The following is a 15,005-nucleotide window of genomic DNA, read 5'->3' as shown; positions in this document are numbered from 1 at the left end:
TCAGGTAAGGAAAGTGAGACTACCAGTAAATACGGTTTGTTAGCTTGCCAGTTGCCCTACATGGAGTTGGGTCGAAAACCGGAACGGCTCTTCCGTTTCAACCACCGTAGCGTTTACTGTCACGGTCGCCAATTGTCGATAATCTTCCGGAGCACCTTCTGAGCGATGATCAACGGCTCGGAACTCTACTGAAATTTTAGGATTTCGCAGGCGGGGTTCGTGTTGCCGAATGGCCACTTCAAGCGATTCGCGCAGGTAGTCAATCCAATGGCTGGTTCTAATCGTACGATCGAACTCGATGTCCCAGATTTTGCAGCCAAATGAGCGGTCGCTTCGGAGTTCACCGTAACGGGTATGGAGTAATAAATAGAGCGTCTGTGCAATGGAAACGCCCACCCCACAGGTTGGTATTTCCTTTCCGGCCATGATGGGGCCAAATCGGATCGGCAGGCGGTAAAGTGACTGATTCATAACAGTTTACAGGTAGAGGAAGAGGCTGCCTTAACAAAGACTAACCAATAAACAAAATTGGTTGGTAATCGACAAGCATTTTCTTACATTCGGCGTGCTTAATTCCAGTACCGGAATGAAGGCTCATTTCTCATCGTAGTTTGAAAACCTTTTCTCCCTACTTCCTCTTGCCATGCCTGCTTATTCCATTGTTGCCGAAACAACCTTACTCATCGACGGGAAAAAAATCTCGTCTTTTCAATCGCTAACGTTACAGCAGTCTATCCACTCCACCCACGAATTTCGGGTATTCTTCGAGCACGACGCCATTGAGGAATTGGTGACGTTGTTTTCGGATAAATTTGATCAGCTACAGCGGAAGTCGCTCGATCTGACGATCAAAGGAGACCCATCGTCAGCACCCCTGGAGTTTAAAGGCGTTATTACCCAAACGGAGTTGCGGCAACAGGATGATGGCTATTGGGGACTCATGACGCTGATTGGTCATGGAAACTGTGAAGCGCTGAAGACGGTGCCCGGTACACAAACGTTTATTGATAAATCGATTTCGGATGTGGTGTCGGCCTGCCTGAGTTCATACAGCCAGCCCAAGAAGGTAACCGCTCCGCTAGGACCTGCCAAGCTGCCATTTTGCGTTCGTTACCAGGAGTCGACCTGGGACTTTCTTAAACGACTGGCCTATGATTTCGGGGCCTGGTTTTACTACGACGGTGGCAAGCTGCAATTTACGACCAGCCCCGGCACACCTTCGGCCCTGACCTTAACGTTTGGGGCCAATCTGGTTCAGTTTCGCACGGGTGTACGAGCGGCACCTACTTATTTCAAACACTATGATTATTTGCCAGAAGAGGATCGGCAGTTAGAATCGGAAACAGGAAAGGATCTGGCTCCTTATGGTAAACCCGAAACCAGTGGGGGAATTAACCCACACCCGGCTCAGGCTACAGCTGATATGACACCCTATCGCGACAATCGTAAAGCGGCCCTGGCTGCCGAAGAAAAATACATGGATGGTCAGGCTAGAGTGCCTGGGCTGTACCCCGGTTGCAAGATTGTTGTAAAAGATGCTCCGTCGGGTAGAGGTGGGCAATCGGTCCCGTATCTCATCACGGATATTGTCCATTACGTGAGCGGAGTTGGGCAGTATCATAATCGGTTTCGGGCTATTCCTGCCGATGTGGTGGCCATGCCTGTGCGTAAGCTGGTGCGACCAATGGCCCAAACACAAATTGGCACCGTTACCGACAACAAAGATCCTAAAGGGATGGGCCGGGTAAAAGTACAGATGCTTTGGATGAAAGCCCCGGAAACGACTCCATTTATCCGGATGACTCTGCCGCACTTTGGCCTTCACGCCGACAATAAAAAAACGCGTGGGTTTCAGTTCGTACCCACCGTTGGCGATCAGGTTATGGTCGGTTTCGAATACAATGATCCTGAACGCCCCTTTGTGATTGGGGCACTACCGCACGGCAAGAATAGCGGCATCGATACCAGTAAGCCCGAGGAAGAAAAGCATATTAGCGTAGGCAGCGGCAGCACGCTGACCTTCATTGAGAAACCGACGCTTAAAGAAATTTATGTGAAAGTGGATGATAAGAATTTCATCCAGATTTCCGTACCCAACGGACAGGGAGCCATCACCGTCCAGTCGTCAAAGGATATATTGATAAAGGCCACAGCCAAAGTTACTGTTGAGGCTCAGGAAATTGCCTTGTCGGGTACCACTGTTACCATAGAGGGAAAACAGGCTGTGAATATTAAAGGGGCTCAGATAAAAATAGAAGGAACGGGCTCGGTGGGTATAAAGGGGGCCATGACCGATGTGGAAGGGTCGGGCACCTTAAACGTTAAAAGCTCGGGAATGACAACCGTAAAGGGGTCAATGGTCATGATCAATTAAGGAGAGGTTTAATGAATAATGGATAATGTAAAATGGACAATGCGTAGTCGTTAACTTCCGCTCTCATAACCAATACTTTAACTATTATCCATTACACATTGTACATTATTCATTTTACATTATCCATTATCCATTAAGTAGTTTATGCCGTTTGTTGCGACAAATCCGCTGAGTCAGCGGCTGGCGGTTCTGGAGCGGCTTTGGCTGGAATTCCGTCGGCTCTCCAACGCGCGCTTGTGCCGATGGTTATTTGCTCCCGGAGAAGCCTGGTTTTTAGATACCTTTCTGCAGGAACAAGCAGGAGTTGACGCGGTTTCTAACGATATTTTTCTGACCCTCCGAACGCCTGTTCAACATTGGCAAACGTATTTCGAGCAGGCATTAGACGAGTTAACCGGCCTCATCAACCACGATGTAGCGCTACTGGCCGACCGGGATTTGGCTATCGTTTGGGCGAGCGAACCGAAAAAAGCGGAGGAAGACCCACTGGCCCGTTTTGTTGGTTATCTGAATCGATTCATGAAAGGGCTGAGTGCCCATACCGACGGCGCACTCGTATTATGCTTACTGCCAAAATCATTCGCAAGCCCTACCGTACTGGATCAGATGCTGACGGCGCTATTGCAGGCTAATTTATCACCCGATATTCGACTTATTGTAGCCGATACCATTGGCGAAGAACAACTGGCAACGCTACCGGGTCGTTTTGGGAAGGCCGTACATTCGCATCCGATTGATCTCCAGCTCCAGAAACTAACCCGTCAACTTGCCTCGTTTGGGCCACCCACCGCGCCCGATGTGAAATTTCGCCAATGGCATGCCGAACTGACCAATGCCATGGCACAACGTAATCTGCGCGATGTGGAGTACTTTGCCAACAACTGTTTACTGATTTGCCAGCAGGAAAATTGGCGTAGTTTGGAAGCCAGTGTAAATTTATCCGTGGCCCATGCCTATGTTGATCATCGTCGGTACGAAGAAGCGCTCTCGCTCTATAATCGGGTTATTGATCAAATGGAAATTTTATTCAATCAGGGCGACGAGACTGCGGGTCGAATGAGCATTATGGCCTGGTTGGGGGCGGGTAGTGTATACACGGAGTTACGCCAGCGGCAACGCGCCATCGACTGTTATGGGCTGGCCAGTGAACGAGCCGAGGCATTACAGGAATGGCTGCTGGCTATTGAAAGCCATCGTCGGTTAGGGGCTGCTTATACACAAGAGAGCCGAATGCGCCTATCCGAAACGCATTATCTCCAGTTATTTACATTAGCCGAGCACTTACCAGCGGAGCACCATCAACTGGCGAGGCTACCCGAAATCGGTCAACTTTATTGGCAGCAACAACAAACGCCCGAAAAAAGGCAGAAAGTGACGGAGTTGCTAAACCAGTTGCTGGGTACTGGTTGGCGTAAAACATAAACAAATGGCCATTGCTGTGATGTCAGATTCTTAAGTCTTATCGTGATGTCAGGTTCTTCAACCTGACATGTTAGGTTTCTCAAAACCTACTGTTCGCACCTATAGGTTTTGAGAAACCTCGCATGTCGGTTATAAGTAACCGACACCACAGTACGCAGTTTTATAATCAGAATCTTCCCTATGTCAGAATCTCCCGTATTTCGTTCAGGCTTGCGTCGATTACTTTACCCCGCCAGTACCCGTAGCCTAGTTACGGAAGAAGTAAGCAATGGGCAACTGGACGAGTTACTGGAACGGTTGGAGCTTCGACCTGAGGATTGCCAGGCCTTACCATCCACACAGCGCACCCTGGCCGGGCGATTTGTAGATGTAACATCCGGCGAAGTACTGGTAGAGCAAATGGATGTTGATATTCCGGGTGTAGTGCCATTCCGGTGGGGTCGTTTCTGGCGTTCCAATCAGTTAACAGTTGGTTCTTTGGGCAATGGCTGGCGGCATTCGTACGATTTTGTTTTGCTGGAAGATCGGCGGAGTAGGCAGGTATTGATCCGGCTGCCCGATACTAGAGGAGTGTTCTTCCCAGTCCTGCTTGAAGGAGAAACCTTTCTGAATCGATCCGAAAAGCTCAGGCTCAATCGGGATGAGCAAGGATACTGGTTACAGGGATCGGATGGGTTGCGGTATCGTTTTGCCATGAATCCCAGTGGCAGCCTTTGTCGGTTAGCGGCTGTCGAAACGGTCGGAACAGCGTATCGTATCCGGTTCAGTTATAGCAGCACAGGACATCTACGGCGAATAAGCGATGATTTTCAGCGGGTAATTGACGTTATAACAGACGCTCAACATCGCATTGTCCGGCTGGAAATCACGCTGCCCGACCAGCCCCTAAAGCGCTTACCCCTGGTGGAGTATCGTTACGATGATGTTCAGGATTTAAAAGAGGTGCTTGTTCTGGAACAACCTGCCGCTCAGTATCATTACCGCCAGCATCGGATTATCCGCCTGACGGATCGATTTCGCCAGAGTGTTTATCTCGCCTACGAAAAAATAGGGAATCAATACCTGTGCATCGAATTCAGTATGGACAAGAAGCAGTCTTCATTACGGTTTCAGTATCTGCCCGATGAAGGACGTACACAGGTTATTGATGGAGCGGGTGGAGTCCGGCAGTATGTGCACGAAGGCGGAATTGTTCAGCGATTTATTAGTGCAGGTGGGCGGCAACGGGTATGGTTCTTCAGCGAGTATGGCGAGCTGTTGAGCGAACAGGATTCGCTGGGGAATACGTCGTTCTTTACCTACGACGATGAGGGTAATATGACGCAGGCTGCCTGGCCCGATGGAGGAGCCATGCAAATGCAGTATAACGATACCGGTCAATTGATTGCCCTAACGGATCGGGCCGATGGTTTCTGGCAATGGACCTACGACGAATCGGGGCGGCTTCTGTCCTGCATAAATCCAACTGGTACTGAAACAAAATTCACCTATCAGGAAGATGGTTTGCCCGAAGAAATGACGCTGCCAAACGGACAATGGACTCGGTGGGGGTATGATTCGTACGGGTATCGAAAATCACAAACTGATGCAACGGGCAGTCAGATCACCTGGGACTACGCCTTTCTGGGTCAATTAATTAGCATTACTTATCCAGACGGAACCAGAACCGACGTAGTGAGAAAGACGAATGAGCAGTCAATTGTACTTACGCCCAATGGTGGCCAGCCTGATACCCAATATCAGCCCACCTATGATGCAGACGGTCTACTCATTCGGCTTCGGCGTACCAATCGACTGAACTGGCAATTTATTCGGGACGCTGCCGGAAGGGTGCGTGAATATACTCGCTCGGATGGTACATCCACGAATTTTCACTACGATTCGGCCGGGAGACCAACAGAGATACTTTTCAGTGATGGAAGCTGGTATCATTACACCTACCGTTCGGATGGGTGGTTAATGGAGGCCGCAACGCCAACCACACTCGTTCAGTTTGAGCGCGATGCACAAGGCAGGGTTTTGGCCGAAACTGCGGGGTCAATTCGTGTGGAAACTGTATACGATACAGCCGGTCGACGGTTAAGCTGGCAACCGTCAGATAAGGAAGCTATACAGTATGTATATGATGATCTGGGCTATCTAAGCGATCAGAAGCATCCGCAGTGGCAACTTCAGTTTATATACGACCGGCTAGGGCGACCGATCGAACGTCAGATGCCGGGTGGTCTGTGGAGTCGGTGGCAGTACGATGTTGGTTCACGGCCAATTGGTCATCAGCTTTTTTGGGGTAGTGGTTTACAGGCTTCCCGTTCTCAGGCCTACCGATGGGAGCAGGAACGGATTATGCGTATAGACGATAATCGATTTGGAACCGTTTCGCTTCACTATGACAGCTTTAATGACCCGACCGAAGCCATTTGTTCGGTTGGATGGACCGATCGATGGGTTGCCGATCGATCTCATTATCAACAGAAACTCCTCAATCCAGCCACCGAAACAGCAGAACCTGGATGGCAGGTTACAACGGTTGGTACGTCTCGTTTTTATTACGATGCCGATGGTTATCTACGTGAGAAACGCGTATCTGGCCAACTGTGGCAGTTCCAATGGCATGAGTCGGGGGTATTGCGGCAGGTTATTCGACCGAATAACGAGATCGTTACGTTCAGCTATGATGCCCTCGGACGACGTATTGAAAAAAAGATTGGCGACTATCGTGTCCGCTGGGCGTGGGATGGCCAGCGACTGCTTCACGAATGGCACCAGAAACCGGGTAGCGAACCAGTGCAGCTAACCTGGTACACGACAACAGGAAACCAATCAACTATGCTGCAGGTTGGCGACCAGTGGTATAGCCTGGTGTCTAACTGGTTAGGGCAGCCCTTATCGTTGCATAACCTACAGGGTGAACCGGTTTGGGAGTGGCGATGGTGCCTCTTTGGGAAAACGCACAACCAGACTGGCCCACCTCATTGGCATACGTTGCGGGGAATTGGTCAATATGAAGATCAGGAAGCTGGACTGATTTACACCAATTTCCGTTATTTCGATGCCGCAACAGGGCTCCCTATCAGTCCAGAATATTCCAGCCCCGCCGGGTGGGCGCGATCTGGATGGGAGCCTCCTCACGCACCAGAATCGTATCTTTCCGCTGCCCGATATATTCGAGTGTACTAAGTTTATTCCAGAGTCGGGTAAAAACAGCCAGAAACTGCTCAATCGCCACCATAGAAACCCCAATTTGCTGATGGTTATAGTCGTGTTCGAGCAGGCGGAGAAGTAGTTCCTCAAATTGGCCGGGCGTTACATCCGTCCATTCATAGAAATAATGCAGCAGTTCCTCTTTCTGTCGAGTCGGCAGGCAGTATAATTCGGTATAAATGATACTCGTCAGATTCGCAAAATAACCAACCAGATATACCGGTGGGTGCTGGTGATCGAGGTTACGATATTGAAAAAAAACGGTGCCCAGATAATCCAGGATTCGGTTGCAGAAGGCCTGAACCCGGCGGGCCAGATCAGATGGCTGGGGCTGGTCGAATACCTTACGAATAATTTTGAACGAACTAACCTGAATCTCATTCAGGCCCCACCCAAAATTTTTGTAATACTGAATCAATCGGGGGTGACTAGCTACTGAAGCGCAAGGGGGAATATACTGGCTATCAATAACATAATGCCCTTCCAGGTAGGTCGCTTTTCCAATAATCAGGTGATGGTGTCCTAATTCATTGGCATTCACTTGTTGAGACGAAACCACCATTAATCGATACGAATACTCGGTATAAGGGTGCCGTAAGGGCGATTCTTCCGGGTCTGGATTCCCAATGGGTACTTTCTCAAACGGGTTGACGACCAGAATCACATCGTAGTCGGGCCGAAGCTGATCGTCGGTACTCAAATTGATTTCAAAGGAGGCTGTTAAAACAGTAAACTTCAGCACATCCGGGTTAATCGCAATCCGGCAACCACCCTGTGTGATGGCATTACAGCGATATAAGCGAACCTCAACGTGGTTGCTGTTTTTTTCTAATAGATCAAATTCGTGGGCAACCGATGTCCCCCTAACTGGCGGCAAAAGGCCGTAATTATAGCTGGTAAGAAACAGAGATACCGAATCGCGCACTAAATCCTGAACATGATGGTCGGTCTCAACAAAATGCTGTTGCGACAGCTTCATTCCATCGACCCAGTTAACCGGAAGGTGGTTTTTAGGAAATAACATAAGTAGTTAGCTAATTTCTTCCACCCGCTTGGCAACAATCAGGTAGTTTTCACGGAGATTATTCTGGGCGATTGTCTGTTCAAAATCAATGTACGACCGTAAGCGGAATAATGAAGGCTTAAGGCTGTAAAATAGCCATCCATACTCATGGGCCGTGTCATCGAACGTCTGAATCGGATCGTTTGGGAATTTATGGTTATAATCATCCACAAATTTTTGGAACCACATACCAAATGGAACATCGCCGGATGTACGGGCCTTTACTTTAATGGGGGGATCTTTCCGGTTCGGGTCTTTATAGATCTGAACCTCCAACAGCATCAGTCGGTAATAATCGACTCCTTCCATAGCTACCTCCTCGGCATGACGAGGATAATACCAGAGCTTATAGATTTCGTTAGGTACGTTAACTAACGCATTAAATGTATAAGCGAAAAGTACGGGTAACAGAAACGGCAATAAACTAGTGGATGCCCATAAGTCGTACTGAAGCAATCCATATCGCAGGCTACTTAAATAATTAAAAGCAGGCGTGAATAAGATAATACCCAGCCCTGCAATACTTCCCGTTAGCAGAACCACAAACGCGGGCTTGGTAGAAAACGCAGGCCCCATATCGTTTATCATCCGGTTTAAGAAAAAAATACCGCATAATAAGCTAAATACCTGTACCACTATGTAGTATACGGGAATAAATTGTAGTCCATTTAAGCCGAATAGTCCGGCAATACCCAGCACGAATGAGCTAATCAGGGCGATCAGAATCAACCGCTTATTAGTCATCAGTTCATACTTACGATTTAGCCATATCGTTGTGATACACAACCCTGCTGTAAGTAAAACGATTAGTATGTAACTTATGAGGAACGGGGATACAACATCCATAAATTATTATCCACCAATTATTACCGTTGGCAAACCTAACGCAATAGCACCTCCATGGGCGGTCGTATCGCCCATGCGAGCTGCCGGGGCACCACCAATCATCACGGTTGCGGAGCCTTTGATGATGGTATCGGGCGGGCCAACGCAGACCGCCGAATCGCCAGCACGAGCAGCGGGCATATTACCAATAAGAACTGTAGGACAGCCTGGCCCGATAACGGGACCACCAACGTGCGGAACAAGAGCCGTTACCATCGGACAGGTGTGCAGGTCAGTTAAACGAGCAGCGGGAGGCATAGAGGATTAGGATAAGAGCACGTAAACTAACTGTAATTTATGAAAACTTCAGAATAAGGCGCGGTAATTCTGATTATTAATCAGGCTCCAGGCTGAAGATGTTGTAACTCTTTTTTTACCATAGACCAACGACGCCTGGAAATCACGATTTCGGCCCCAGTAGCCAGGCGTAAAAGTGGCCCCCGGTGAGTTAGTTGGGTTTTCTGTACATAATTTCGGTTTATAACGCAGTTTTGATGAACTCGTATAAAGTTTTCGATGGGTAACTGACTGGCGTAATGCTTAATCGTGTAGGCCATCATTTGCTTAGTGCCATCGCTCCAGTATAACCAGCTATACCCACGAACGCCTTTTATCATAATTAAGTCGTCGATTGGTTTACTTTGCCAACCAATCTTAAGATCATTAACTCGCACCGATAAAAGCAGGTTTGACACTAATGTCTCGTCAGAAACTGAATTAATAAAGCGATTACTCATAGTTTTTAGGATTAGGCATTTCACAAAAACATGAATTAATGGTAATTTTTACATCATTAATTCCGTATTTATACTTGCTCCGTATCTAGTTTAAATACGGCTTTAAATAAGTACTCTTATTACCAGTGTGTTATCGTTGATGGCAAAAAACTAAGCCCACTTTTTAGATGTGCCCATTATTAACTAATTGATGACAATATCTATACTTAATATATGATTAGTAATATTATATATTTAAATAATGACTTAGAAATTTTTTACTTATAAGAATCAAAGATTATCAGCTAAGCAATCAATTTCTATTGTATTATTTCTATGAATGTATATCGTTTTATGAATAATGTATAGACTTGCTAAATAAATCTATATGCCTGAGGTATAGAATGGTTGGGCTTAGAAAGATAGACATATTTCATACGTTCTCTTTATAATTAAAACAAGGATTAAGGGTGCTGCTGTTAGCATCAGATAAAAGAAGACAAACCACTATCTAATTCCTAGTTGACCATATGGACAAAAAATGGACAAAATGTTAATTCGTTGCTTTTCAGTAGATTGCAAATGGATTTACTGAGCCGTCAGCAGTTCCACGAAATGGTCATTTTACAATACTCATTTGGATACAGCGATAAATCGTTAGACGAGCATTCCATAGCTAAGGAGTAAACGGCAAGTTGTCGTTTTATTAAGTTGGTAAATTGACATAAATAATATCTCTACGTAGGGAAGCCCCCTTCGGATTTATAATCTAGCTCTCAGGCAAACCTAATAGAGTATTCCCTTGTCAAAAATGACAATTCCAGGTAACTAAAAAGACGAAATGTATGTCAACGTCACCTGGTGGTAGTTGAACGTTGATAATTGGTAGGTGAATAGAAAAGTTAGCGAAGGTGAAGTGGCGAATGAAATGCTTATGGTAAGAGCGGCTACCAGAAATCAACTGAGAACCCGTGTTTACTATTTGGCGGGGCGGTTGCCAAACACTACAACAATGAGCTACAAACTCAGATTGGTCTTAATTTAATGCCCAGCCAAATGGAGCAGAGCCGGATTGGCTATTCGCAAGTTTCTCTTCTCCTCCTTCGTTTATTAAGTACAAAATCTCCTTCAGAGAACTGGCCAGCTCGGTTACCTCATACTCAACTTTGGGCGGCCCCTGTGGATCGACAATGCGCTGTATCAAGCCGTCTGCTTCCAATAATTTCAGAATCATCATCAAGTAATTGGCGAATCACCTTGGTCAGCCCCAGATGCTTAACAGTCAGTCTTAACATAGCATTTTGCCTACCTAGATTCTATGGATTCTAATGAATCCTATTTTTCACATTATCCTGATAATCACCGGACAAAATTCAGGTAGAATTAAAAGAATCCATAGAAACTAACTTAAACGAGCATTAATTGGTCAGGACGGTTTTCCAGGTAGTTCCGTTCCAGAACTCTTTCGTGTGCGTTGTCAGATTGTAAATTTCCAAGCCTTCATAAGGCGTCAGTGCGTCGCGTTGGGCAGTGGTAAATCGATTACCCCGAACCCCAAAGCGGCCATTTTCATCAACTACGACCGTTTTTAAGCTGCCTATCAAATCCGTGCTGTTACTAGTCATATCCGGAGTCCGGATGGGTGTTGCGCCGTGTAATACACTTTTATAGCTGCTATTACTAGGGTCGAAAACAGATTGCCCCTGCACAAGAGTTTGACCATATTGAAAAAGTCCGCCTTCGATGTTTAAGGTCGTAGGAAACGTAGCATTATCCTTACACTTCACACTCAGGTTATAACCCCTATGTGCTGCCGATATCAGCGAAAGGCCCGTAAACGACCCCATTGTAAACACCAAAGGACCATGCATACCAACGCTCACCTGCGCACCGTATCCACCTGATGGTTGTATAATACTCTGATTATTGGCGCTAAATATATAAGTTGAATTATCCAGATACATTCTCCCGATCGTAACATAATACAGGTTTGAGCAGGACACGGAAGGTCGAAGAGTTGATCCCATAATAATTATATCACCCCCGTCTAATACGATCCGATTTGAGCCATTTAAGGTTAAATCAAGCGTAATTAGTTGTACCATTGATCCCGTACTGGCATATAAGCCTGCATTCAAGACTACATAGGCAGGTGCGGGATAATCCGGCGAATACAGGAAAACGTACTTATTACTGACCCCGTGATCTTGACTCAGCACAACCGGATTGGCTGACGTCGTATTACGAACACTGACGTAATAGCTATACGCTGAACTACCGTTTATCCATTCAATAGCTTTATCTAAAGTTTTGAACACTACCCCACCCGTAAAGCTTTCGGTCTGAACTGTATATTCAGCGGGGTCTTTTGTATCGTCCCCATTCACAGGGTCAATAGCGATGAATAGCGAACTGGTTGCATTGAGTGTATGATAGGTTAATTTGTCGACCTTGTTAATGCCCCCTATCGTTACATTTCCGGTTAGCGTCGTGCTGACTGGCTGATTTATTACGTCCACCTTCGGGCTAGACTTACGTAGGTTTTGATTTACTTGTCGGCCAATTTCAGCGTTTTGACCAAAAGCCAGAAAGGTAGTCAACGATAGAACGATAGATAGAATACGTCTCATTTCGAGCTATTTAATTAAGTAACCATTAATTGTATCCAGCTTGATCGTTACGGGCAGATTCCTGCTTATGGAAGTGGATATACTTCTTTATCACTTTTCCTTGATGATGTACACCTTACAGATAGGCAAACTCAATAATTTACTCTCGACATAAAATTCTGTTTACTCTTGCGACTATAGGTCACTTGAAGTTATCGAAAATTCAATGGATGCCGAATTCACTACCATCAATAACCGAGCCTATCAGCAGTGGGTTTCTGGGTAGTACCAGACTCTCCGCCTGCATATCATTGACGACTAAACATCAGGGTTCACCGTTTAGTCGGTAAGTATAGTCGCCAGGGAGTAGCTATTCGCTGAACGATGTCCGCGAAAAAATGGAAAGGTAGCAATAAGAATAGAATGCATTTTGGCTTCATAGTCCACCTGGAAACGCCCAATGAAGCCACAATGGACCTTGAAAGGATGATGGATGAGCTGGTCTACTTAACTATGGCGCCTAGTGCTCAGACGGCCCTGTTCAAATGCGAAGGCGTCAAAATGTTTAAGATATCGCACGGGCGGCTTAATCAGCATCGGTCGTTCCAACAGCCGGACGATTCTTCAGCAATTCCTTCGTCAACCGGATAATGTTCTTTTTGAGCAGGTCATGATCGTATAAATCCTCAATCACAATTTCTTCCACCTGGTCGGCCAGCGCTCCCATTATTTTCGACTTGAATAATCGGACCCCTAACCCTATCCAGGGATTAGCAAACGCACCATTGGCTTTCAGGATGGCGAATAATCGGGTCTTCAATGCGGTGCGGGAACGTCCCAATAGTTTACGTAGCTCCGTTACCGTTCGGGCTGGATAAACTGGAATAGGCTCGTCTAAGGGAGTAATTGGGTTCGAACGATCGTCAGAAACAGCTTTTTCAAGGTGTTCCGGGTCAATATCTGGGATAATAGGCAGGTAGCACTTGCCCTGACTCTCAAACGCAAATGTTTTCCGGGCTGCTGGATCGCTGTAACCTGCTACGAAGATCAGGTTATCGGTGTCGGCATCAATCCGAAAATGTTCCCGAAGGAATTTCTGGCAGTTGAGCCGTCCCAACTGAAAATCGTGAGTTCGATACTGCTTGGTCAGAAACCCGCCAAAGCCACCCAGTGAGCCACAGGCAATAGCCAATGAGCCAACAATTTTCCGTTTCCCATCTATTCGAGTGGGCGCTATTATATACTTACTAATCAGATTCTGGTTAACCGCCTGCTGTAAATTCTCCTGCTTAAATCGAAGCTGAGTTCGCATAGTCGAATAAATCTGCCCGATTAGGGTTTTTAGCAGTATCCTCCGTTCTGGCTTAATTTGTGGGGCATTCTCCACCGTCGGAAATGGTTCAATCATCAGAACAGAAGCGCCGGTCAAGTTATTCACTTCCCAGGCATACCTCTCCTTATTCACTTCAGGTTCCTGCTGGATGTATTTCCATTCGACCTCTGCTGTTTTGGGGTCGGTTTTCTTTTCCCGATTACGAAATTCCAGAATATCCTGAGCTATCTCAAAAGGTTCGTTGTTCAGGAGTCCGCCATCTACGTTAACACTGGCATACACTTTGTCATCTTCCAGGCCGAAAATAGCTTTAGGGGCTCGATAGTTTATAAATCGATTCAGTCGTAAATACTTTCCTTCCCGGTAAACGGGCCGCCATCGTAATCCAATCGGAAATGCTCCGGTAGCCATAGCACAGTCTCGTAAGGTTCGTAATCCATCGTTCGATTCATCGCCGAATTGAATGGGTATGATGCCATCTTTATTCTCCTGTTTACTAACAATAAAGTGACCGAAATCCCGGTGATTAAGACTAATATACCGGCCATCAACTTCATGTTCGGGGTCGGAGATAGTCCGGTGTGTTTCGGAATCATTGTCGAACTTAATGACCTCCTGAAACCCAGTCAGATTACTCATAGATATGCATATTTCCAGGTTTTCAGCAACGTACGTCCGGGGTGGAAACGGCTCTTTAACCTCAAGCATATCCTGCGCGATCTGGTCGATGAAGTTAGAGTTCAGTACCGAAGCAGCTCCATGTTCAGGCAGATCGTCGTCATCGAGCATGATGGGTAACATCTCATCGGCCAACAGGTCAACCCAGGCCTGATAGAGCTTATTCTTCCCTTTAAAGTTCAGGTAGCCTCCATTTTTCTGGTTTACAGGATCAATGTGATCGTGGAGGGCAGCTGCCGCAATGGCTGCTGTCATTCCTCCTGCCGAAGCCCCGGTCATGCTATCTAGTATAACCCGATGTTTGGGGATGCGCGGGTCATGAACTTTTGAATTTCGGGCCTGTTCCCAACGGTCGAGCGCTTCTATGAGGTAATCCATGACTCCGGCGGTATAGGCTCCGGCAGAGATTGCCCCAGCCATACACAGACCGAGGTAAAAAGGACGATTTTCGGTAGAGGCCATTGTAGAAAAGGTTCAGGCAGAATAGACTATTGAAAGTACATATTCTTTCTGCTCCTTTATCAGTCGACTCTTTCAATCCGTTAAAATAGTAGGCTACTTTAGTTAATGGTAGGGCGTCAGTAAGCTTCTAATGATTTCAGCACTACTCTCTAAACTCAATAACGAATCTACCTAAGATTTTACCAGACCTGCAACGGTTTGGCAAGGTGAGTGCCTTTCTGGACACAGATGAACCGGGCCGTAAAGCACTTGCCAAAATCAA

The 15,005-nt window shown here is 46.6% G+C and carries 11 protein-coding genes; 3 read left to right on the top strand and 8 right to left on the bottom strand.

From position 1 onward, the window contains the following. Positions 1 to 39: 39 nt before the first annotated feature. The gene (locus H3H32_RS34835; RefSeq protein ID WP_182460292.1) at positions 40 to 471 is read right to left on the bottom strand and encodes a GPW/gp25 family protein; all 432 of its coding nucleotides are present in this window, start codon (positions 469 to 471) and stop codon (positions 40 to 42) included. A gap of 172 nt (positions 472 to 643) precedes the next feature. On the opposite strand from H3H32_RS34835, the gene H3H32_RS34830 reads away from it, so the two are divergent. From H3H32_RS34830 to H3H32_RS34820, 3 genes are all read left to right on the top strand, one after another. Next, positions 644 to 2,374 (top strand): type VI secretion system Vgr family protein, encoded by a 1,731-nt coding sequence (locus tag H3H32_RS34830; protein WP_182460291.1) that lies wholly within the window; start codon positions 644 to 646, stop codon positions 2,372 to 2,374. A 144-nt stretch (positions 2,375 to 2,518) separates the two neighbouring features. Beyond that, complete coding sequence (locus H3H32_RS34825) at positions 2,519 to 3,796, top strand: tetratricopeptide repeat protein (RefSeq protein ID WP_182460290.1); 1,278 nt, start codon at positions 2,519 to 2,521, stop codon at positions 3,794 to 3,796. Between the two features lie 180 nt (positions 3,797 to 3,976). Continuing rightward, positions 3,977 to 6,973, top strand: coding sequence for a DUF6531 domain-containing protein (locus H3H32_RS34820; protein WP_182460289.1), 2,997 nt, complete (start codon positions 3,977 to 3,979; stop codon positions 6,971 to 6,973). On the opposite strand, the gene H3H32_RS34815 is transcribed toward H3H32_RS34820, so the two are convergent. The 7 genes from H3H32_RS34815 to H3H32_RS34785 all read right to left on the bottom strand — a co-directional run bounded on the left by H3H32_RS34815 (position 6,867) and on the right by H3H32_RS34785 (position 14,743). Continuing rightward, positions 6,867 to 8,021 carry a hypothetical protein gene (locus H3H32_RS34815; RefSeq protein WP_182460288.1) on the bottom strand — a complete coding sequence of 385 codons (1,155 nt, stop codon included), beginning with the start codon at positions 8,019 to 8,021 and terminating at the stop codon, positions 6,867 to 6,869. The two genes, H3H32_RS34820 and H3H32_RS34815, sit on opposite strands and share 107 nt — an antisense overlap. A 6-nt stretch (positions 8,022 to 8,027) precedes the next feature. Next, positions 8,028 to 8,906 (bottom strand): TssN family type VI secretion system protein, encoded by an 879-nt coding sequence (locus H3H32_RS34810; protein WP_182460287.1) that lies wholly within the window; start codon positions 8,904 to 8,906, stop codon positions 8,028 to 8,030. A 6-nt stretch (positions 8,907 to 8,912) separates the two neighbouring features. Then, complete coding sequence (locus H3H32_RS34805) at positions 8,913 to 9,203, bottom strand: PAAR domain-containing protein (RefSeq protein ID WP_182460286.1); 291 nt, start codon at positions 9,201 to 9,203, stop codon at positions 8,913 to 8,915. Positions 9,204 to 9,283: 80 nt separating this feature from the next. Next, positions 9,284 to 9,682, bottom strand: a complete 399-nt coding sequence (locus H3H32_RS34800; RefSeq protein ID WP_182460285.1) for a LytR/AlgR family response regulator transcription factor — start codon at positions 9,680 to 9,682, stop codon at positions 9,284 to 9,286. A 1,015-nt stretch (positions 9,683 to 10,697) separates the two neighbouring features. After that, the gene (locus H3H32_RS34795; protein ID WP_182460284.1) at positions 10,698 to 10,898 is read right to left on the bottom strand and encodes a winged helix-turn-helix transcriptional regulator; all 201 of its coding nucleotides are present in this window, start codon (positions 10,896 to 10,898) and stop codon (positions 10,698 to 10,700) included. A 181-nt stretch (positions 10,899 to 11,079) separates the two neighbouring features. Further along, complete coding sequence (locus H3H32_RS34790) at positions 11,080 to 12,291, bottom strand: phage tail-like protein (protein ID WP_182460283.1); 1,212 nt, start codon at positions 12,289 to 12,291, stop codon at positions 11,080 to 11,082. A gap of 565 nt (positions 12,292 to 12,856) precedes the next feature. Next, entirely contained in the window at positions 12,857 to 14,743 is a 1,887-nt protein-coding gene (locus H3H32_RS34785; RefSeq protein ID WP_182460282.1) for a patatin-like phospholipase family protein, read from the bottom strand. Positions 14,744 to 15,005 lie beyond the last annotated feature (262 nt).

It is taken from the genome of Spirosoma foliorum (assembly GCF_014117325.1).
Taxonomy (GTDB): domain Bacteria; phylum Bacteroidota; class Bacteroidia; order Cytophagales; family Spirosomataceae; genus Spirosoma; species Spirosoma foliorum.
Note: the sequence above shows the minus strand (reverse complement) of the source record. Positions and strands in the feature narration are given on the sequence as shown.